The 20868-nt window shown below is 57.0% G+C and carries 18 protein-coding genes; 5 read left to right on the top strand and 13 right to left on the bottom strand.

The window, feature by feature from the left end:
• Positions 1–34: 34 nt before the first annotated feature.
• The 4 genes from rfbA (at position 35) to QZ540_RS03445 (ending at position 3738) form a co-directional block, all read left to right on the top strand.
• Complete coding sequence (rfbA, locus tag QZ540_RS03460) at positions 35–895, top strand: glucose-1-phosphate thymidylyltransferase RfbA (protein WP_294627779.1); 861 nt, start codon at positions 35–37, stop codon at positions 893–895.
• Positions 896–991: 96 nt separating this feature from the next.
• Positions 992–2464, top strand: coding sequence for a polysaccharide biosynthesis tyrosine autokinase (locus tag QZ540_RS03455; protein ID WP_294627777.1), 1473 nt, complete (start codon positions 992–994; stop codon positions 2462–2464).
• A 111-nt stretch (positions 2465–2575) separates the two neighbouring features.
• Positions 2576–3433, top strand: coding sequence for a nucleotidyltransferase family protein (locus QZ540_RS03450; protein WP_294627775.1), 858 nt, complete (start codon positions 2576–2578; stop codon positions 3431–3433).
• Positions 3430–3738 carry a PqqD family protein gene (locus QZ540_RS03445; RefSeq protein WP_294627774.1) on the top strand — a complete coding sequence of 103 codons (309 nt, stop codon included), beginning with the start codon at positions 3430–3432 and terminating at the stop codon, positions 3736–3738. Before QZ540_RS03450 ends, QZ540_RS03445 begins: the two co-directional genes overlap by 4 nt.
• A gap of 86 nt (positions 3739–3824) precedes the next feature.
• On the opposite strand, the gene QZ540_RS03440 is transcribed toward QZ540_RS03445, so the two are convergent.
• The 13 genes from QZ540_RS03440 to QZ540_RS03380 all read right to left on the bottom strand — a co-directional run bounded on the left by QZ540_RS03440 (position 3825) and on the right by QZ540_RS03380 (position 19327).
• Positions 3825–5072: a glycosyltransferase gene (locus tag QZ540_RS03440; protein ID WP_294627773.1), complete on the bottom strand. Its 1248-nt coding sequence runs from the start codon at positions 5070–5072 to the stop codon at positions 3825–3827.
• 12 nt (positions 5073–5084) lie between these two features.
• Positions 5085–6038: a glycosyltransferase family 2 protein gene (locus QZ540_RS03435; protein ID WP_294627772.1), complete on the bottom strand. Its 954-nt coding sequence runs from the start codon at positions 6036–6038 to the stop codon at positions 5085–5087.
• 65 nt (positions 6039–6103) lie between these two features.
• Complete coding sequence (locus QZ540_RS03430) at positions 6104–7147, bottom strand: glycosyltransferase family 4 protein (RefSeq protein ID WP_294627770.1); 1044 nt, start codon at positions 7145–7147, stop codon at positions 6104–6106.
• A 4-nt stretch (positions 7148–7151) separates the two neighbouring features.
• Positions 7152–8060, bottom strand: a complete 909-nt coding sequence (locus tag QZ540_RS03425; protein WP_294627768.1) for a glycosyltransferase family 2 protein — start codon at positions 8058–8060, stop codon at positions 7152–7154.
• Positions 8053–9384: an O-antigen ligase family protein gene (locus tag QZ540_RS03420; RefSeq protein ID WP_294627765.1), complete on the bottom strand. Its 1332-nt coding sequence runs from the start codon at positions 9382–9384 to the stop codon at positions 8053–8055. The genes QZ540_RS03425 and QZ540_RS03420 overlap by 8 nt, the downstream gene beginning before the upstream one ends.
• A complete protein-coding gene (locus QZ540_RS03415; protein WP_294627763.1) occupies positions 9381–10505 on the bottom strand; it encodes a glycosyltransferase family 4 protein in 1125 nt (374 codons plus the stop codon). The genes QZ540_RS03420 and QZ540_RS03415 overlap by 4 nt, the downstream gene beginning before the upstream one ends.
• Before the next feature lie 17 nt (positions 10506–10522).
• The gene (locus QZ540_RS03410; protein WP_294627761.1) at positions 10523–12766 is read right to left on the bottom strand and encodes an N-acetylneuraminate synthase family protein; all 2244 of its coding nucleotides are present in this window, start codon (positions 12764–12766) and stop codon (positions 10523–10525) included.
• A 90-nt stretch (positions 12767–12856) separates the two neighbouring features.
• Complete coding sequence (locus QZ540_RS03405) at positions 12857–13585, bottom strand: cytidylyltransferase domain-containing protein (RefSeq protein WP_049355026.1); 729 nt, start codon at positions 13583–13585, stop codon at positions 12857–12859.
• Positions 13585–14679, bottom strand: coding sequence for an RNA-binding protein (locus QZ540_RS03400; RefSeq protein ID WP_294627760.1), 1095 nt, complete (start codon positions 14677–14679; stop codon positions 13585–13587). Before QZ540_RS03400 ends, QZ540_RS03405 begins: the two co-directional genes overlap by 1 nt.
• The gene (locus QZ540_RS03395) at positions 14672–15238 is read right to left on the bottom strand and encodes a DapH/DapD/GlmU-related protein (RefSeq protein ID WP_012904026.1); all 567 of its coding nucleotides are present in this window, start codon (positions 15236–15238) and stop codon (positions 14672–14674) included. Before QZ540_RS03395 ends, QZ540_RS03400 begins: the two co-directional genes overlap by 8 nt.
• Positions 15229–16227 carry a glycosyltransferase gene (locus tag QZ540_RS03390; protein ID WP_294627758.1) on the bottom strand — a complete coding sequence of 333 codons (999 nt, stop codon included), beginning with the start codon at positions 16225–16227 and terminating at the stop codon, positions 15229–15231. The genes QZ540_RS03395 and QZ540_RS03390 overlap by 10 nt, the downstream gene beginning before the upstream one ends.
• Positions 16228–16485: 258 nt before the next feature.
• Entirely contained in the window at positions 16486–17406 is a 921-nt protein-coding gene (locus tag QZ540_RS03385; RefSeq protein ID WP_294627756.1) for a glycosyltransferase family 2 protein, read from the bottom strand.
• Positions 17407–17509: 103 nt separating this feature from the next.
• Positions 17510–19327, bottom strand: a complete 1818-nt coding sequence (locus tag QZ540_RS03380; RefSeq protein ID WP_294627754.1) for an ABC transporter ATP-binding protein — start codon at positions 19325–19327, stop codon at positions 17510–17512.
• 309 nt (positions 19328–19636) lie between these two features.
• Between QZ540_RS03380 and QZ540_RS03375 the strand changes: the two genes are divergently transcribed.
• A complete protein-coding gene (locus QZ540_RS03375; RefSeq protein WP_294627752.1) occupies positions 19637–20761 on the top strand; it encodes a phosphotyrosine protein phosphatase in 1125 nt (374 codons plus the stop codon).
• Positions 20762–20868 lie beyond the last annotated feature (107 nt).

Below are 20868 nucleotides of genomic sequence, written 5' to 3'. Positions count from 1 at the left end.
CAACAAAGAGATAAACATGACACAATAAGAAGTTATGAAGGGAATTATTCTTGCCGGCGGTACCGGAAGCCGTTTGCACCCTATCACTCAGGGTATTAGCAAGCAGCTCACTCCGGTCTATGACAAGCCGATGATTTACTACCCGCTGTCCACTCTCATGCTGGCGGGTATCCGCGATATTTTGATTATTACCACTCCTGCCGACCAGGAACAGTTCCAGCGACTGCTCGGTGACGGCTCCCGTTTCGGTATTAATCTCGAATACAAGGTGCAGCCTTCCCCGGACGGCCTGGCACAGGCATTTATTCTGGGTGCCGACTTTATTGGCAATGACCCTGTAGCGCTCGTGCTCGGTGACAATATCTTCTACGGTCCCGGCCTGGGTACTCAGCTTGCCACCTACGAGCAGAAGGACGGCGCAACCGTCTTCGCTTACCAGGTTGCTGATCCTCGCGCCTACGGCGTGGTGGAGTTCGACGAGAACTTCAACGCACTGTCCATCGAAGAGAAGCCCGAGAACCCCAAGAGCGACTACGCTATTCCGGGTCTGTACTTCTACGACTCCAAGGTTGTAGAGTATGCACGTCAGATCAAGCCTTCCCCGCGCGGTGAGTTGGAAATCACTGACCTTAACCGCGTCTACCTGGAACAGGGTAAACTGAAGGTTGAGGTTCTTCCTCGCGGTACCGCGTGGCTCGATACCGGAACCTTTGATTCACTCGCTGATGCCACTAACTTCATCCGCACTGTTCAGAGCCGTCAGGGCCTATCAGTTGGTTGTCCGGAGGAAATTGCGTGGCGCCACGGTTGGCTCTCCGATGAGCAGTTGCGCGACATCGCTACCCCCCTCGTTAAGAGCGGTTACGGTAGCTACCTGCTCGGATTGCTCCGCTAATAAACACCGGGGGATCTTCGTATCCCTTCACCGCCTGCAACAACACTCCACGTTGCAGGTACACTAACTCAAACTTTCTGGAGTATTCTCACTACCATGACCATTTTGGAATTTTTCCGCACCACGAGGGCTAACCTCTGGCTGCTGATCATTGGCATCGTTGTCGGTGCCGCAGCGGGCTTCGGCTATGCATCTCTGCAGCCGAAGGTCTACGCTGCATCGTCCTCGGGCTACGTGACCGTGGGCGAGTCCGGTACGGTGGATGTTCTCTCGGGCTCTACAGCCGCTAAGGAACGCGCTCGCTCCTACGCGGCAATCGTCTCCTCCGAGGCCGTGGCACAGAAGATTAAGCAGAACACCCCCGAGCTGTCCCTGACCACCGGCCAGATTCGTTCTAGCCTCACCGCAACCGCTGGTGACAACGCTGCACTGATTACCGTGAACGCGAAGGCTTCTTCCCCGAAGAACGCACAGCTGCTCGCTAACGGTGCACTGCAGGCTACCGCCGACTACATCAAGGAAATTGAGCAGAACCCCGGTAACGCTCAGGCCCTGGTGAACGGCGAAAACACCGGCGCAACCCCGGCCGGCGGTAACACCGTTCGCGTGATTCCGCTGAACAACGCAAGCGTGAACCCGCCGTTGGTGGCTCCGAACTACGAGCAGAACGTGCTCATCGGCGCTGTAGCTGGTCTGGGCCTGGTGTACCTGGCAATCTTCCTGCGCCGCGCGCTGGATCAGCGCATCCGCACCCGTGACGACGCTACCAAGGCAACCGGCGCAAGCATCCTGGGTGTTCTGCCCGTCAGTGAGGACCTGAACGAAGAGAACATCGTTAACGGTGACACCGACGATCACATCGCACAGGAGTCCATCCGTCAGCTGCGCACTAACCTGCGTTTCGTGAACGTTGACACTCCCCCGCGTTCGTTCATCGTCACCTCCGCGGTGCCCGGTGAAGGTAAGTCGACCGTGTCGCTGTCGCTGGCTCGTGCAATGGCTGATGCGGGTTCGCCCGTCATCCTCATTGACGCCGACCTCCGCCGCCCGACCGTGGCTAAGAAGCTGAAGCTCGACGCTAAGGTTGGTCTGACCCAGGTTCTGGCTGGCCAGGTTGAGATTGCTAACGCTGTACACCAGCTGGGCGATTCGAATCTCTTCGTCCTGCCTGCAGGTCGTATCCCCCCGAACCCCTCCGAACTTCTGGGCTCGGATAAGATGCGCCAGCTGATCAACGAGCTCTCCGAAGAGTTCATCGTGGTTGTCGACGTTCCGCCGCTGTTGCCCGTGACCGACGCTTCACTGCTCTCCCACTCCGTGGATGGCGTGATCCTCGTTGGTTCTATCGGTCGAAGCCACCGTGAGCAGATGACTGAGGCAGCAAGCATCCTGAAGAAGGTCAACGCTAACCTCTTCGGTATGGTTCTGAACCGTGCACCCCGTAAGGGCCTGGGTAACTCCTACTACGGCTTCGGCTACGCAAGCTCGTACGTCGGTTACTCCACCTACTACGGTTACGGTAAGGACGGCGACAAGAAGTCGTCAAAGAAGTCCTCGGCTAAGAAGTAATAACGTAATAAGCGCCCCAAATCTTAGGGAGCGACTTAGGGCGGGATGGGCAGTTTTTCTGCCCGTCCCGCCTTATACTTATCTGGTATACATGTGCACCGAAAGGCTATTGTGACCACTCACTCACCCAATACCCCGGAGCCGCAGACCACTCCTCTTGCGGCACGGATTCGGCTTGCGCACGCCTACTTCCAGCGAATTGCCGACCTGCATTCCATCGATATTCTGCATGTCAAAGGCTACGCTTTCTCCCAGGAAATTTACCGCAAGGGCAGGTACAGCTCCGACGCTGACCTGCTGGTCCGTCCCTCTCACGTGGACCGTTTTGTAGAGATTCTCAGGGCAGACGGATGGCGTATTCAAGCGCATTTCGAGACAGGCTCCGTGTTCGAACACGCGATGACGCTCTACCACGCTTCATGGGGTCTAACTGACATTCATCGTTTCTTCCCCGGTCTAGGACGCCACGGCGACTACGAGAAGGCTTTTGACCGCGTCTGGGCGGCGCGCAAGACCCGTATGATCGCTCACCGTCCCTGTACTGTCCCCTGCGATTTGGATGCGCGTCTTCTCGTGGTGCTTCACCGCGCCCGCGCAGCATCGCGCTACAGCGCAGATATTAACTATCTGGTCTCTCTGCTCTCGTACAGCGATTGGCAGCGCCTGCGCGCCCGTGCGGAGGAGCTTGACTCATCCCTGGCGTATAGCGCGGCTATGGGCGGTCTGGAGCAGTACCGTGACGACCGCGACTACCTGCTGTGGCTGTCTGTCTCTCAGGACGTCCCCCACTATATTCAGTGGATCGGGCGCCTGCAGTCGGCGACCACCATGCACGATAAGCTACGCACCCTCAAAAATATTTTCTTCGTGAATAAGGACCACTTGGCAATGCAGCTGGGACGCACCCCCACCAAGGCTGAAATTCGTGCCAAGTTCTTTGAACGTTTCGGAATCAAGGTGAAAAAATGAGCAACCCGGTAGATTCCCATCAGACCGTCTACGGTATCCCCGAGAACATCGCGTACGTTCATTCTGAAGAGTTCGCTAAGTACTCCCCCACAGCAACGTATCTTGCAAATCTTGCCAACGGTGAGCTGTCTGTTCTTCAGGATTCTGCCTCCATTATTTGGAGTATTTTTGAAGACCCGATGTCTCTACAGGAAGCTATCGATCTGCTCTGCGAAATGTATGAGCAGCCCGTAGAAACCATGGGACCGCAGATCGAGGGTTTCATTCCCGAGCTGCTCTCCAAGGGGCTCCTAGAAGCCCGCTAGGCCTCCCAGAAGATGCAAAGAAGGCGGGGCGGTAGAACTTTTATAGTTCTACCGCCCCGCCTTCTTCTATGAGCCGTCTAGCGCTTCTAGTCTTCGGGCAGAGCCTGCACGTAGGTCTTCAGACGGCTAATGAAACGAGCCTCCGAGAAACCGTCAACGTGCTCGCGGATATAGTCAGCGTCCCAGTCAGCCGGGTTGAAAGCCTTGAGAGCTTCCACCAGTTGCTCCACGGTCGGCTGGTTGATAAACATACCGGTCTTGCCCTCCTGGATGGTATCCAGGAAGCCGCCGGCGCGGTACGCAATCACAGCCTTGCCGCTAGCGCCAGCCTCCAGCGGGGTAATGCCGAAGTCCTCGTAAGAGATAGCCAGCAGAGCCAGACAGTGACGGTACGCGTAACGCAGCTGGGCATCCGAAATACCAGAAACGATACGAACGGTGGGGCCCGCAAGCGCTTCAAGGCGTTCCTTCTCAGGGCCGCGACCAACCACCAGCAGCTTCTTACCCAGCTCGTTGCATGCCTCAACAGCCTTATCAACGTTCTTGTAGGGTAGCAGGCGCGAAACAATCAGGAAGTAGTCCTCCGCCTCGGTGAACTCTTCCAGACCCGGAATAGGTTCAACCGGTGCGGTGGTGTCTACCGAGTGCGGCGGGAAGAAAATCGGAACATCCTTCTTACCGTACACCGTCTCAATGCGCTTCTTAATCACGCTCGCATTCGCCACGTAGACCGCCGAACGGTGAGCCGCCCAGTGGTCCCACAGCATCAGTGCAGGACGCAGAGTCTTCAGCAACAACGGCACGGGACCGGTGCTTTTCTCACCCAGGTACTGATCGCTCAAGTACAGCCAGCGCGCCGGCGAATGGCAGTAAATAAACTTACGGCCAGCAAAGTTAAAGCCGTGCGCCCAACCGGTCGTCGACACCACAGCACGCTCAGCCGGCACCTTCAAGAAAGAAGAAGCAAACGGCAGAATCGGCAGAGCCATGCGGTGGTTACGACGCAGGTAGCCAATCTTGTTCAAAGGACTCGTGATAATCTTCGCGTCTTTGAACTCCGGGAAGGTACCCTCCGGGTCGTACAAAGTCGTGTAAATCGGTGCATCCGGGAATGCACGGTGCATTGCCAGCACAACACGCTCCGCACCGCCGCGCTGAGTCAGGTAATCGTGGGCAATTGCGATCTCTTCAGTCGCCTCAGGCTTAACCAGCGGCACGTAACGGCGCGCCAGGCGGCCAAGCTTCTTGAGGCTCTTCGGGATATCCGCAAGCACCGCGTCGGGGTTCTTCGGCCCGGTAAACGGAGCGGAGGTCAAGAGCTGAGTGAGTGACATTTTCTTTTCCTCCTAGAAAACTTTCTGAGCTCGCTCAGGATAGTGAATACCGGCGTAGGATGCAGCCTCAACCTGCAGTGCCACAAGCTTCTCAGCCGCCTTAGCAGGCAACTTCAGCAGAATCTTATCGCTTGCATCGCCCAAAGCCTTAATGGTCTTCTCCGTGGTGAAACGAGCAAGGGCCTTGACCAGCAAGCCCCATGCGCCTGTCGGGTTCGGGGCTGGGTGCGCTTCCTCGCCGTGCTTACGCACGAAGATAGTGCGGGCAGAACCCGAGTGCAGGGCGCGCAGAGCACGCACAGCAGTAGTGGTAGCAGCCACGTAGTGCTTAGTCGCCAGCTCAGGGGCAATGTGGATTTTGCCACCGTGCTGAGCAACCTCGTAACCCATGTCTACGTCTTCCCACCCGTAGAGACGGTACGCGGGGTCATAGCCACCAATCTCGTCGAAGAGCTTCTTCGACATAGACACATTACCTGCCCAGTAAATCCAGCGCTTCTCAGGCGCAACCTGGTACGCAGCTTCACGGAACTTCTGGTCGCGGTAGTTACCGTACACACGAGAGTAGGGAGTGTCCGGGAACTGGTTCAAATAGATACCGATTACGCCGTGCTCACCGGGAGCCTCATGGTATTTGAGGTGGTTCGCAACGTAGTTGGAATCGGGTTCCAGATCATCATCGCAACGGATGAGGATATCCGCATCAGCCGCACGATGGCCAGCGTTCAGCGCTGCCACACGACCGCGGTTCTCCTCGAAAACAATCTTGGTCAGGTTCAGCTTGCCTTCTGCGATGTAGCGGTCAAGCACAGCTTCGCTGTTATCGATATCGCCGTCGAGGACCACGATAACCTGGAAGTCCTTCTCGGTTTGGGCGGCAAGCGCATCCAGCGGGTAGTGCAGAATCTTTGCACCACCGCGAGAGGGGATGATAACCGCAGCCTTGTAGCGGTGAGTAGTTGTCATAATTTTCCTTCGGGGTTTGAGTGAGAGGATATCCGTTGGGAATGGCTTATATGTTTAGAAGCACCTTAGCGGATAAAACGCTCCAGAATCTCACCAACACGGACCTTACCTGCTTCAGGCGAGTAGTTTTCCTGCCAGCGCCAGAACAGCTCGGAGGTTCGCTCCGCCAGTGCATCCGTATCTTCTCGAAGCTCAGTACCAAGGCTCTTAATAGCCTGTGCAAGAGCTACCGGCTGATCAGCAGGCACAACGTACGGGTACGATGCGCCACCCAGCACCTCCGACAGAGCACCAGCATCACTGACAACCACAGGCACGCGCGCGCTCATCGCTTCAGCGACCACCAAGCCAAAAGACTCGGGGGCAATCGAAGGTACAACGAGCATGTCGATGTCACCGAAAAGACGGTCCGGGGTAGTCCAGCCCAAACGTGTGCTGAAGGCAGCAACACGAGCTAGCGCGTCCTCAACCTCCGCGCGTTCCTCATCAGATGCGAAGACAGGCTCGCCACCAATCACCAGGTCGTATTCGATACCGTTAGCGTTCAGGGAACTCATCGCCTGGCACAGGGTCGCGATGCCCTTAGACGGAGTCAAACGTCCCAGGTAACCGATACGGAGGCGTCGCTCCCCCACACGGTGATCCAGCTCAGTGGACACGCCACTGACCCAGTTCGCGAACAGCTCGCTACCGGGGCAGGCGCGCGCCACATAGCGGCTCGGGACCAGGGTGACAGACGCCTTATGGCGGGCAAAGGGTACGAGCTTCGCGTTCACACCGGTAGGCAGCTGGTGCAGGTGCACGATGCGGTTCTTACGACCGCCCGTTGCCGCTGCGGGAACCAGACCGTTGCACCACAGCAGAACGTCCTTGTGGCGGGCATGCCAGCTACGCAGAGCCACCATGTACTGTGCGCGGTTCTTAGCCGGCAAGACAATGCGGGGGAACCCCTCATCTGCAGCAGCTTCTACAAGCTGCTTCGGCTCGGAAGGACCCACAATAGTGACCTTGTAGCCAAGGCTACGGGCTGCGCGGGCAATGTTCAGGAGCATGACCTCGCCGCCGCCCATATCACCGTTATTGGTGGCGATGTAGAGTTCTTTCTCCATCCTTCTACTCCTTCACCAGCTTGCGGGCGGGTACATAATTCTTACCGGAGTATTTGATACTTCCGCGAATACGCCCCAACGAAGCAACCCAGGTAGCAATATCACGACGAGCAACCTTACGCTGGGTCACCGCCTGACGCAGAATATTCAGCAACTGCTGAACACTACCCGTCACAGTAGACTTCAACGAATATGTTGCAGGGTCGTACTTCGGGAAACGACGGGCCATCAGTACACGTCCCACACCCAGCTCGTACTTCTTACGGATAGAGCTCTTTCCCTCCGAGAGAGTAAAACGAATCTCTGCTTCAGGGATAAAACGCATCACGCCGTCAGCTTCCTGGTGGCGCCACGAAATATCCACGTCCTCATAGCCGTAGCGAGGAAGGGACTCATCGTAGCCGCCAATTTCAAAGAAGCGTGCACGGGTAATAGCGCAATTGCAGTTACCTACGTGCGGCAAATAAGGAGTTGCAATCAGGCCCTTACCAAATGCATCGGGACGGGGATTGCCGTTAGCGTCAAAGGCACGAATCCAGCCGCCTGCCAGTTCCTTATCCTGCACGTCTGAAAACGCATGAACCCACTGAGGCGATACTTCATCATCAGCATCGCAGAATGCTAAGACCCTACCAGATGCGGCACGTGCGCCAGCGTTACGGGCCGCAGGGATACCCGGAGTAGCCGAGGCGTCAACAACCTTGACGGTGAACTTATCCTCTCGGGGTTCCAGAGCCCATGCTTCCATAACGGCACGGGTGTTGTCCTCCGAACCGTTGTCTACCAGAATCACTTCGTACGGAAGCTCAGTTTCCTGGTTCTCCAGAGCTTTGAGCTGGCAAGGAAGAGTCGATGCAGCGTTCAGCGCACAAATAATGACGCTAACTTCAGGAACTCGAGTAGACTTAGACATTTTCGTCCTTCCACATCGGCGCAACGTGTTGCGACTTCTCTTCCGCCTCACGAATTTCAATTCGCTCGTCAAAGCCTTCAATACTTTCCTCATCGTGGCCGGTGCCCAAACGCTGTTCACGCTCAAGTAGCAACACGCGCAGAGCCAAGCCACAGGCAATAGCCCACGGCCAGGTGTAGAACACCTCGCCCAGACGCGATGCACAAATCATGATGGCGACACCAGCGCCCTGTACAACATAGAATTTAGCCGGCAGAGTCTTCTGGCCGCTAAAAACATTCACGATAAAGAGCAAGGTAATGGTAACGACCAGAATCATCCAGGGCCAGCCGCCCTCCACAAGCGCAGACCAGTATGAATTGTGGAAGAACCAGGTCTTCGAACCAGTGTGTGCCAGATATACATACGCTTCGCCCAAGCCCTGACCAAAGAAGCCAGTTGCCTGGACTTTAATCTCAGATGCCTGGTCAATCAGTGAACGAAGCGCATCGGTACCGGTACGGTCTGCGAAGGCACCAGACTGCGCGTAGTCACTAGTCAAAATATCGATCAGCCAGTACAAGGCCACACCCAAAGCAATGCGGCCAAAAGTCTTCAAACGGTGCGCAAGAACGATCCAAATCAGGCCCGCCGCATACGCCGCAATAGAGGTACGAGAACCTGTAGCCCATAGCAAGCCGGAGAAGACCACAATAGCACCGATAACTTCAAACTTGTTACGGGCAAAGCTCAGAACCAACAGACCAAACAGACAGTACACTAGACCCGAGAAGTTCTTGTCACCCAGCCAGCCGGTCAGATAACCAACATAACCAGTTGTCGGGGCAAAACCTGCAAAATACCCTACAGCGTTGAAAAGAATCGCCGATGAGTATCCCAGAACGATAGAACGAATATGCAGGCGTCCGGCTGCAATAGCCCAAATCAACACGGTTGCCGCTACAAGACGGAGCAAACGACGCGTCCAATCCGATGCATCTTCAGAGTGAACACCATTAATTGAGACGAGCGCGAGGTAACCCATTGCAATAAACATGATGGCGCGCAAACCGGAAAAACGGCTCACGTCAAAAGTTGGCTTACGGGTCAGACCGTACAGCGCCAGCAGAAGAATGATTACCTGGTTAAACGGCAAACCAACACCGGGTACCGGGTCGCCAAAAAGCAAGAGGAATGCCATGATGAACTCAGGCATACGAATCTGGCTGGTCTGATGACGGACGTAATTGCTACCGCGAGACATAGTTTCAGAGAAACGCGAAACCTCTGGCTTCTCGGCGGGTTCGTTCAGATGCGCGTAAACCTGCGAAGTCTGGCTCATCATCGGCCTCCTCGAAGTACACGAGTGTAAATATCAACCGTCTGAGCAGCCATCTGCTCGTTCGAAATCCAGGTGAACGGTTCCGAAGCGTTCTTCTGTAGTTGCGCGCGCATAGCCTGCAGAACATCCTGAGTCAGAGTTGCACTCTGGCGGTCCACCAGCTCATCGGCGCCCAGAATCTCCGGGTTGCCGCCCACAGCGGTAGCGACCGTCTTCAAGCCGGCGGCCTTAGCATCCAGCAGAGTGTAGGAGCAGTTCTCCCACACCGACAGCTGAACAATCATGTCGCTACGGCCCATAGCCTCAATCGGGTTAACGAAGCCGCTGAAGACCACCGAATCACCCAGGTTCAGGCGCTGAGCCTGTGCCTGCAACTCGGATGCCAAATCGCCAGAGCCCGCAATCTCAAGATGAGCCTGCGGGTACTCAGCACGAAGCTGCGCAAAAGCATCCAACAGCACGTCAATACCCTTCTCAGGGGACAGACGAGACAGCGAGAGAATACGCGGACCACTCTCGGCAGGTACACGCTGCTGTTCAACAGCCGCGTGCACCTCGGGGATATCCACACCGTTGTACACCAGCTCCACGCCACGAGCGCCCCACTTGGCGCGCATCTGATCAGCGGTAGAACGAGAAACAGCAATCGCCTGATCGGTACCCCACAGGCGCACACGGTGCACGGTCTCCATGAGCTTAGAACGCCAAGAGCTACCGTGGTACACCGAGTCGTTACCGGCGATACCGTGCTCGGTGGTCAGAAGCTTCGGCACACAGGTACCGCGCTTAATCACGCTACGGATGCGCAGAGCATTCACCACAGCGGTAGCGACAACGTCTGCATACGCCAGGTGGCTATGCACAATATCCGGGCGGAGCTGCTCAATAGCCTTCTGCAAAGAAGCAAAGGAAGCCTTAAAACCGTAGTCGGGACCGAACTCAGCCTTAACGACGGTGACACCCAGTTCCTCAAGACGGCTCGTGAGCTTACCCTCGGGTGCGAGAACAACCAGGTTAAAGCCGGGGAGCCCGGCACGTGCCATATCGACAACGTGCCGAGCTACTCCACCAAACTCGGGAACCGGAACGACCCACAGGGCAGTGGGAAATCCGTTTGAATTCATGAGTGAGTGTCTACTTTCTACAGCCACTTCTCGAGGCGGTCCAGTGCGGTGAAGAAGCCTTCACCGTTGTTGATGTGGCCCTGCCAGATTTCGGGAATGAAGGATGCCTTCGGTGCCAGCTCACGCAGCTGCTTACCCAGGGATGCCCAGTCGACGTCGCCTTCGCCAACCTGAACGCCCTCACCGTCAACGCCGGTGCCGTCCACCAGGTGCAGGTGGATGGACAGCGGTGCCAGCTGCTCAACAGCCTCCGACAGCGGAATGTTCAGGAAGTTGCAAGCAAGCATGGTGTGGGAGATGTCCAGGCAGAGTGCGGTATCGAATGCACGCGAGAACTCTGCGGTGTCCTTCGGGTCGAGGAACAGGTTGTGGTACTGCTGGCCACCCATCAGCCAGGGGTACGGGGGCAGAGTCTGAGCGGCCAGGCGAACGCCGGATGCGTCCAGACGCTTCAGCGCCTCACCGATACGCTCGTACTTCTCAGCACGTGCGGATGCGGGGATGTGCTTGTCCTTGGTGAAGCCACCCATGGTCACAACCATGACCGGGTCCTCATCTACGGTGAAGTAGCGGGTCAGGTCACGGGTGATGTCGATAGTGCGCTGGACCTCAGCGATGGAGCGCTCCCACACCTCGGGGTCCTTGGACGCGAGGTCCACCAGGAAGTCACCTGCGAACAGGTCAGGCAGGTGGGTGGTGAAGCCCATGTCCAGCTTGGAGTCAAAGACGTCGTCGATGTTGATCTCGAGGTCCTTGTAGGAGAAGTGGAACTCCAGGAAGTCCGGCTTAGCCTCTTCAATCAGCGGCTTGTAGTCGTGGTAGCGAACCGGCAGACCCCAGGGGCGGTCGAACTTGAAGTCGCGGCGGGTCACCAGGTCGTCCTTCAGGTCACCCTCGAAGAAGAACGAGCCTTCTTCAACGTCGCGCTGCATGGTGCGGCCCAGCAGCTGCGGCAGGTAGTTCGGCTGCAGGCCGCGGCCGGGGGACTTCACAGCAACGTCAGCCTCGGTCACGACCTCGCCCTTAGCGATGTGGCGGGTAGCAACCAGGGACTTTGCCAGGTTCACGCGGTTCATCAGCTCACCGGTGGATACCTCGCGAGGAGCAGCGGAACCAATAGCCGCCTCAACCTCACGAATCTGCTGAACCATTGCCTTGAATTCATCAGGCAGCAGGGAGACAGTGTGGTCGTTACCCTCGAGGGTCTTGTCAGTGGTGAAGTGCTTCTCAATAATCTTCGCGCCGCGAGCAACAGCAGCAATCGGCACGTGGTAGCCACGCTCGTGACCGGAGTAACCGACCAGGCACTGACCGATCTCAGCCAGGCGGTCCATGTACGCCAGGTTGACGTCCTTGAAGGGTGCCGGGTACGCGGACTGGCACTGCAGCAGAGCGTAGGATGCGCCAGCGTTACGCAGCAGAGCCACGGACTCGCGGATCTCTTCCTCACGGCTCATACCGGTGGAAACCAGCATGGGCAGACCGCGGGAAGCCACGTCGCGCAGCAGCTCGTGGTTGGTCAGGTCGGCAGAAGCAATCTTCATGCCCTGGATACCGTAGTCAACCAGTGCCTGAACGGAGGGTGCGTCCCAGGGGGTGCACATGATGTCCATGTCGTGCTGCTTGACGTGGTCGAAGACCTCGTACATCTGGTCAACGGTCAGGGAGAAGCGGGACAGCAGGTCCAGGGTGTACTGAACGCCCAGGTCCTCACCTGCGGTTGCTGCGCCGCGCTGGCGGTACAGAGCGTCCATGTCACGCAGCTGGAACTTCACAGCGTCCGCGCCGGACTCAACAGCCAGGTCCACCAGTTCCTTAGCGAAGTCAACGCTACCCTGGTGGTTGTTACCGATCTCAGCGATGATGAAGGAGGGGGAATCCTCGCTGATGGTGTGCTTACCGATGCGCAGAACGTCCTGCTCGTCCATTGCCAGTGCCACGAGGTGACCGCGCTCGTCGGTCAGCGGCACGTGGTTGATACCCTTGGCGAAGTATGCACGCAGGGTCTCGGGGTCAGCGTCGGCCGGTGCGGTCTGCGGGTTGGTGTTTGCAGCGTCCAGGGCGCTGGTCTCCAGGGATGCGGTCGGGTTAGCAATCAGCCAACGACGGAAGTCGCCGTCAGAGAGCGAACCGCGCAGAATACCGGACTCGTTCACCAGGAAGATGATGCGCTGGCCGTTAGCAGAAATCTTCTGCAGGGCGTTGAGAATCGGGTCTTCAGCGAAGACCACGTAGGGGGCAATATTGCGTTCAATAATCACGATTTTGACCTTTTCGTTTGAGTGTTTAGTTGAATGCCTGAGTGCCGGTCAAGCCGGGAGCGGCAGACGAGGTACTGCCGCTGGTGAAGGTTACTTGCCTTCGGCCAGGATCTGAGTGAGCTGGTGCTCTGCCACGGAGAAGTCAATCGGTGCGTCAATGTCGACGCCCTCGACCTCGTCCAGCATGAACAAGTCAATGGTACCGCCGGGGTAACCCGCAAGGCGGTTATGGTGGTCCATGTACACGTGAGTCTTGGTGATGTACATCGAGCCGTTCTCGCGATAGCGGAAGGTTTCCTTGGTCAGCTCCTGGCGGCGCGGGCGATGCATAATCTCGAATGCCGCGGTGGGCTCACCGTCTGCGTGCCAGGTCCAGATGAACGGACCAATCGGAATCACACCGACCATGGAGTCCTTACCGTTCTCAGCGAACTGGCGGACCGCACGAGCCAGGGTGCCGGGCAGACGCACGGGGCTGGTTGCCTGCAACAGCATGACAGCCTCGGGCTCCCAACCGTTCTCGGCGTAGAACTCGATGGCATGCTCAATGACCGGCTCGGTTGCGGTGGTATCTTCAGCCAGGTGTGCCGGACGCATGAACGGTACCTCGGCACCGTACTCGCGGGCGATATCAGCCAGCTCAGCATCGTCGGTGGAGACGACAACACGCAGCTCGTGCTCGCCGGCGACTTCTTCCTTAGCAGCCAGTGCCTGCTCGATAGTCCATGCAACCAGCGGCTTACCCGCGATGGGGCGCAGGTTCTTACGCGGAATGCCCTTCGAGCCACCGCGCACGGGAATGACGCAGAGAATACGCATTATGCCTCCAAAGTTTCAATCATGAGTTCAGCGATACGCTGTGCCGGTTCCTTCTTCGGCTGAACCGGCGCGGGGGTCGGTTCCTGCCCCCACTGGTTCATGCCGTAGCGGTCCCAGAATTCCACCAGCCATGCCGGCGGTGCCGGGTGGTACACCCACGCCGGGATGCCGCGGATTGCCGCCTCCAGAACACCGGTAGAGAAGATGGATACCACCGGGTTCGGCACCTCGTTCAGCGGGGTGCCGGAGCGGTCAATGCGGATGCCTTCCTTCTCCCACAGCTGGTGGGTCAGCACCGACAGCTTATCCTTCTCACTCGGGTGCGGACGGTAAACACCACCAAACTTCTTCAAGAAGGAATGCGAAGCGTACGCGAAGGATGCGCGCGGCAGTTCCGCACCGTGCATCTGGCCCAGGAAGATCGGTTCCAGGTCGTTCGGCTTCTGCGCCTCAGCACCGGCAGCTTTCTGCGCCGCCAGGTAGAGCAGCTGCGATCCCACCGCGTGGGTGGTCACATCGCGGCGACCCGACGCCCAAAATTCTGCGTCAGCTTCGCTGAAAGCCAGCAGGGTGCATCCAACCGGTAGCGGCGGTGCTTGAGGCACCAGAAGACCGTGCTGAACCATCCAGTACTCAGCACCAATCGCGCGAGAGAACTCGTAGGCTACTGCACCGCGTCCAAGGAACTGTGCAGCAGATAGAACGATACGAACATCCGGCAGGAGGCTAATCAGCTCATCGCCGGAGATTTCCTGCTCGGACCAGTCCTTGCGCGAGTAGCGCTCGCTCGCATACTGTCCGTCCAGGTACTCGCTAGCGTCCTCGGGAACCCACAGAGCAACATCGACAGCATCCAGATGCTTGAGAGGTTCCAAGATTGCGTTGCGGTTCGTTGGAGAGAACGAATCCATAACAATCAGCACCTGAGGCTTAGTACCGCGAGTGTACAGAAGACCGCGTACGGGTTCCTTCCTGCCAGTCTGAGAACGTGCAGAATCAAGAAGCGTGTTCAGCTTATACTTAGCCCACTTCAGCTTCTTCTGACGCCTCTGCCACGCCTGCCAAGCATCCAAATCTAGAGGGTACTTAAGCATCCTGCTTCTCCCCAGAACGGACTCGAATAACGGTAGCCGGAATGCCCACAGCCACAGCGTTAGCCGGAATGTCGCGGGTGACCACAGCTCCAGCACCAATCACCGCGCCGTCTCCAATAGTGACGCCACCGAGCACAGACACATTCTGACCCAGGAAAACACGATCACCAATCACGATGTCACCACCGGGCTGCACATCGTGCAGAGAGTCCAGAGGATGCTCACCAGAATTGACCATCACGTTATCGGCAAAGACACAGTCCTTACCAATAGTCACATTCGACAGAGCGTGAATATGGCTACGGTGACCAACGTAGGTACCGGAACCAATACGCAGAATACCTCCGGCTTCAGAAGCAATCCACGCATCCTCGTAGATTGCAATCTGGTCACCAAGGTAGATGTTCTCTACACCGACCATGCGCAGGGGACGAACAAGAACAGTACCCGAGCCGAAAGAACCGAACGCTCGCGAGTACAGGGTCTTTCCTAGCAGGTCTGCCATGTGCCAACGCACGCTCGGCATCTTGGTCACAATCTTAGAAAGGTTTAGGCCCATAGCTGCTCCAAAATCTTTACACGCTGATCGAAGGTGTGCTCAGCCAGAGTACGCTTCTGACCGGCCTCACGAATCTGGCGAGCCCACTTAGGCTCACGGAAAATACGGGTACAAATCTCGATGAGCTCATCGATGCTCTCGTAGACCAGAACCTCTTCGCCAGGAATGTAGTAGCGATCCACGTCGGGGCGGTCAATCACCTGCAGGGCGCCAACGCCGGGCGCCTCGAAGGTACGCATGGTGAAGCCGTCCTGGTTATTGTGGATGTTCAGCGTTGCCGGGGAGGACGCCATAATGCCGTACGCCTCAGAACGGTCAATATCACGACCTGCCGGCACGCCGGAGTCCTTGAACTGCTTGGTGCGCAGAATGTCGTAGGGGTGACGAGACCAGGCACGACCGTAAGCGCGCACCGGCAGGCCGGCTGCGACCAGCGCCTGCAGGGTCTCCTCACGGTTGGGGTACTTAGCGCCCACAAAGTTGATGGAGTCCTCACGCATGGGGACAACCGGGCAGTGGGTGTCGTAGGCGTTAGGCATATCAAGCACCTCGAAGCCCTGCTCGCGCAGATGCTGCGCATCCAGCGGGCTGTAGCTTGCCAGCGCGCCCAGGTGGTGCAGGTCCTCTTCGGTGTAGCTCATGCGGCGCATCTCGTCGTAGAGCCAGGTGCCGTAGCGAACGCCGGAGGTCTCCAGCAGGTCCCACCATTCGCGGGAGAGCATATCGCCCTTAATGACCAGCACAATATCGGGGCGGAACTCGTTGAAAGCGTCAATCGCCTTACGGGTTGCCTGCGCTGCGAAGCTTTCGGGGCGGTACTTCTCGGGCAGTTCGTGGGCAAGCTTGTTGAGGATGCGCTCGGGCAGAGTACCCGGGGCATCGTAGATGTGGGTGCGCACTTCGTATCCGTGCACTTCCAGGGATGCCTGAATTGCCTTCCAGTACCCGTGGAATGCGGGTGAGAGCAGTAGAAGTTTGGGCTGAGTCATATGAGGATTGAATCCTGTCGGCGTTTGCTATAAGAACCCGCAGGGTAGAACCGTGCGGTGCTATGTGTTGGAGTGAAGAGGAACGGAAAGTTTCACCTGCTACTTGAGGCAAAACATACCTATTGAAATTTTACAACGAAAGCAGGAGACGACACACTCGAGTGCACTGTGTCGCCTCCTACGTTCTATGTGAACCTTCTTATGAAGAAGGCAACAAATCATGCGGAACCATCACGGTAAATTCCGGCGGTTTCACACCTAGTTCTCGCGGCGCTCTGCCTTAGCAATACGCTCCAACTCGGTGGCAAGGAAGCCGCGAGCGTCCACGTCCTTATTGCGCAGACCGCGCACCGAGTTCACCAGGAAGTTCGCGTAGCTGGTCACGCGCAGCAGGTTCGCCAGTTTCTTCTCCCAACCCCACTTATCGGCATAAATGAAGCGAGCGGTAGTCAGCCACTGAATACGACGCTCGGAGGGCGAAGATCCGCCACCCTCGTGGGTTACAGTCACCGAGGGGATCAGGTAGCGGTCCACGCCAGCGTTCGAGAGACGGTACTGGAAATCTACCTCTTCGCTGTTCATGTAGAAACGCTCATCCATGCCGCCGATGCGGTTAAAGATCGCGCGGGGAACGACCATGCACGCGCCCATAACCCAGTCGACCTTCGCATCGGAGGTGCCGGTGCATGCCTCGACGTCGTGGCCGACGCCTCGGTGCCACCAGTTGGTCGGCTTGAAACGAGCCAGCGGGGTGAACCATTCCCACGCCACATGCTTTGCGGTGGGGAATTTGCGTGCCACCCACTGCTGCTGACCGTCATGACCAATAATCTGGGGGCTTGCGAGTACCTCGCCGTGACGTTCCACAGCCGCGAGCATGCGGGAGATGAAGGTGTCGTCCAGTTCCAGGTCGCTGTTGAGGATGAAGACCCACTCGCCGGTCGCGGCAGCGACACCGGAGTTCACGGCCTTACCGAAACCGCCGTTGACGGGGCGGCGCACCACGGTCACGCCCTCAACCTCGGGGAACGGGATGGGTGAAACGTCATCAGAGACAACGATTTCAATATCGGCGGGGTCAATACCCTGCTGAGCACGCAGGGTATCAATAATGGCAAGAACCGGTTCCGGCTCGCCGTAGAAAGGAATAACCGCAGAAACACGGGGAGTATGAGTCACAATATGTCCTTTGAGTGAGGCGCCTGAAAATCACAAGCGATAGAAGGCTAAATATGGGGGCGACCGTATCTATATCTCTATACGATCACCCCCATAGTTTCAATTAGTCGGGCAGCTGGCCCAGGCGAACGAGGTTCGCAAATTCTTCGTTGGCCGCCTGAACTTCCTTGAAAGTTCCCTTATTGGCAATGCGGCCCTGGGAGAGGTACACCAGCTGATCAACGTTACGCACCGTGGAAAGGCGGTGAGCCACGATAATCACGGTAATCTCCTGGGAGATGCGGTTAATGGTCTGAGTAATCTTGTGCTCAGTCTCATTGTCCAGTGCACTGGTTGCCTCATCCATGATCAGCAGGCTCGGGTTGCGGTACATCGCGCGGGCGATACCCACACGCTGACGCTGACCACCGGAGAGGCGGTTACCGTTCTCACCGATTGGAGTGTTGATGCCGTCTTCCAGGGTCTCGACAACGGGCATCAGCTCTGCCAGCTCGAGGCAGTAATTCACTCGGTCATCGTCGATGTACTGTTTGGGAATGCCGAAGGCGACTGCCTCACGCAGAGTGCCGTTACCCAGGTATGGATCCTGAGGGACATAACCAATCTTCTGGTACCAGGAGGGCAGGTCATTATGGATGTCCTTACCCTGGCTGGAAATCGTGCCGCTCGCCGGCGTGAGCAGACCAAGAATCAGGTCAACAAGAGTAGTCTTACCCGAGCCGGAACCGCCCACGAAAGCAACCGAGGTACCTGCCGGCACATCCAGCTGAATATCCTTGAGAACCTCCTTATCGCCATCCGGGTATCGGTAAACCAGGTTATCAACCAGAACATCGACGGGTTCAACAGCCGGGTTAATGATGGTTGCCGGATCAAAATCGCCCTTAGGTTCAACCATCTGCAGGCGCTGCTCTTCGGGGCTCATCGAGCGGATGACCTTGGCGACTTCCTCACTCGCAAATTCGTTCGCACGGATGCTACCCATAGAAGCAACCATACGGGTAGCGTTCGGCAGAATACGGATGCAAGCGGTTGCGAAAAGCATGAGGGCAGGAAGGCCATCAGCGCCCTGAGTGGAAGTCATCAGACCCAGAAGACCCGCGATTCCAACGATGAAGATAATTTCCAGAGCGTACTTGGGGAAGTCCGACAAGAAGGAAACGTTAACTTCGCTCTTCACACCACGCAACGCATACTGGCGGTACTCTTCAACGGTCGACTCACGGGAATTAGAAATACGAATCTCGCGAAAGCCCTTGATGTTATCGAAGAGAGAACGAAGAGCATTACGACCGGCACGAGCAGAAATCTCACCGTACTTAGTGTTTCCTCGACGCAGGAAGAACTGCATCACGGCGATAGTGATACCGAAGTAGGCGAAGGCAATCAGAGCCGGAATCGGCATAACACACAGAATCATCACCAACAACACTAGGATTGAGAGCAGGTCGCCTACAAAGTTAATGATCGAGCCGACATAGCCACGGTAAGCAAACACCACGTAGGTGCTAATCAAGTAGACGGTTTCTTCAGGCTGGGACTTTCTGTGGTTGAAGTAGCTATCCTTCATGTAATGGTTGAGAATCGTTGTCGACGTCGCCAGCTGCTGGTAACTAGTAAACTTCAGGCTCCAACGCTTAAAGAGGAGCGCAGCGATACCCTTAATCACAAAGGCGAGCACCAGAACAATACCCAGATAGAGCACCAAATCAGAACGCTGAGGGTTGCCGAAGATATCAGAAATTACAGCCAGGTAGCCGGTAATTTCCTCACCCATCGCAATATTCACAATGGGAAGAATTGCAGCAACGCCAACCATCTCCATCAAAGATAGGAGGAACAGGCCGATCAGGTTAAAAACAAGTAGCGTAAAGGTTCGTCCCGGGAAAAACAGGCGAAGCTTAGTATAAATCCTCTTCATTGGTCCTCGTTGGTGAGTATACTCGCTGGTCTCTGAGTGAGAAGAAGACCAGCATTTCACGCCAATTCTAGCACGCACCCTCTAAACATTTTCAGCATCAAGCTTGTACTTTTGGTCATCTTTAGTTGAAAGAAGAACCTCTAAATCGTAGCTAAAACACAAGACATTTAGGGGTATTTGCCACACACAGGAAAAGGAGCCGTTGAAGGTGCAAGTAACTCGGTATGATAGATACTATTCATTCAACCAACCCGACACTTCCGGCTTCCCTGTTCACTGTTGGGTACGTCAATTAGAAAAGGCTTTTTGATGGGCATCTTCAACATTAAGTCCCTCAAGGACAAATACGCGTGGGGGTCCTCCGAGGACAAAACCAACTCCGCAGAAACCGCCGAGGCGCAGCCGGCAACCGCCGCCTCCCCCTCCGCAAATATTGCTGACGGAGTCCGCTCCCTCATTAAGAGCAACCCCGAACTGGCAGGCAAGAACCGCCGCGGGGTAGCCGGTCGTACCATCACCCCCGACGGTTCGCTCCGCGAAGCCATCGAAGACTACGAAGTCCTCTCCCCCGCCGAGGTAGCCAGCCAGAAAGTCACGCCTGAAGAAGAGCTCAGCGCCGACGGTACCGCAACCGTCTCCGCGCAGCCCCTCACCCACACCGACATCGAGGCCACCCCCGGTGACATTCTCGACGTAGACGACAAGCCCGCAGGACCCAGCATTATCCGTGTGGGTCAGCACAACGCGCCCACCGTTGATGCCGAAGAGCTTGCCAACCCCGAAGAAGCCAACAGCCAGAATACGCAGGTTTCCCGCCAGGCAACGAAGCCTCGCAGCGAACGTCCCTCCCTCTTCAAGTTCTCCCCCAGCACCCTCAACCAGGCCGAGAGCACACGCAAGGACGGCCCCTTCGAAGCGCTCTTCGTGTGCACCGGCAACATTGCCCGTAGCGCATCCGGCGAGGTCATCTCCAAGCACCTTGCCGCCGAGTACGGTCTGGAAGACAAGTGGATTTTCGCCAGCGCAGGCACCGGTGCCCTCGTCGGCCACGGCGTCTACGAACACGTGGCCAACGAACTCATTGAGCGCGGCTATAACCCCGAAGGTTTCGCGTCCCGCCAGCTCAACGGCCAGATTATTGAGAACGCCACCATCATCCTGGTGGCTGAGAAGGTACACGCCGACTGGATCGTGCGCGAGTGGCCCCAGCACCACGCCAAAATCAAGCTCCTCAAGCAGGTTGCACGTATCCGTGAGGATGCGCGCCGCGCCGAGCCGCTCTCTTACCTCTACTCGCACGGCGCCCGCCCGCTTGATACCGACAAGCTGGAAGACCCCTACCGCCGTGGCCCCGCAGCCGCTAAGGTCGCAGTGGACGAGGTGGAGCAGTCCCTGCGCGTCATTCTGCCCTGGCTCGCACAGGCGCATCGCTAAGCGCACACCGCTAAACATACGAGGCTAAATACAGCGCTAACCCGGCTGGAACAGATATCTGCTCCAGCCGGGTTAGCTTTAGCCTCTATAACTCAGCCTCAATAGCA

It is taken from the genome of uncultured Rothia sp. (assembly GCF_916049665.1).
Classification (GTDB): domain Bacteria; phylum Actinomycetota; class Actinomycetes; order Actinomycetales; family Micrococcaceae; genus Rothia.
The sequence above is the reverse complement of the archived record's forward strand: the minus strand, read 5'-3'. Positions and strand labels throughout refer to the sequence as shown.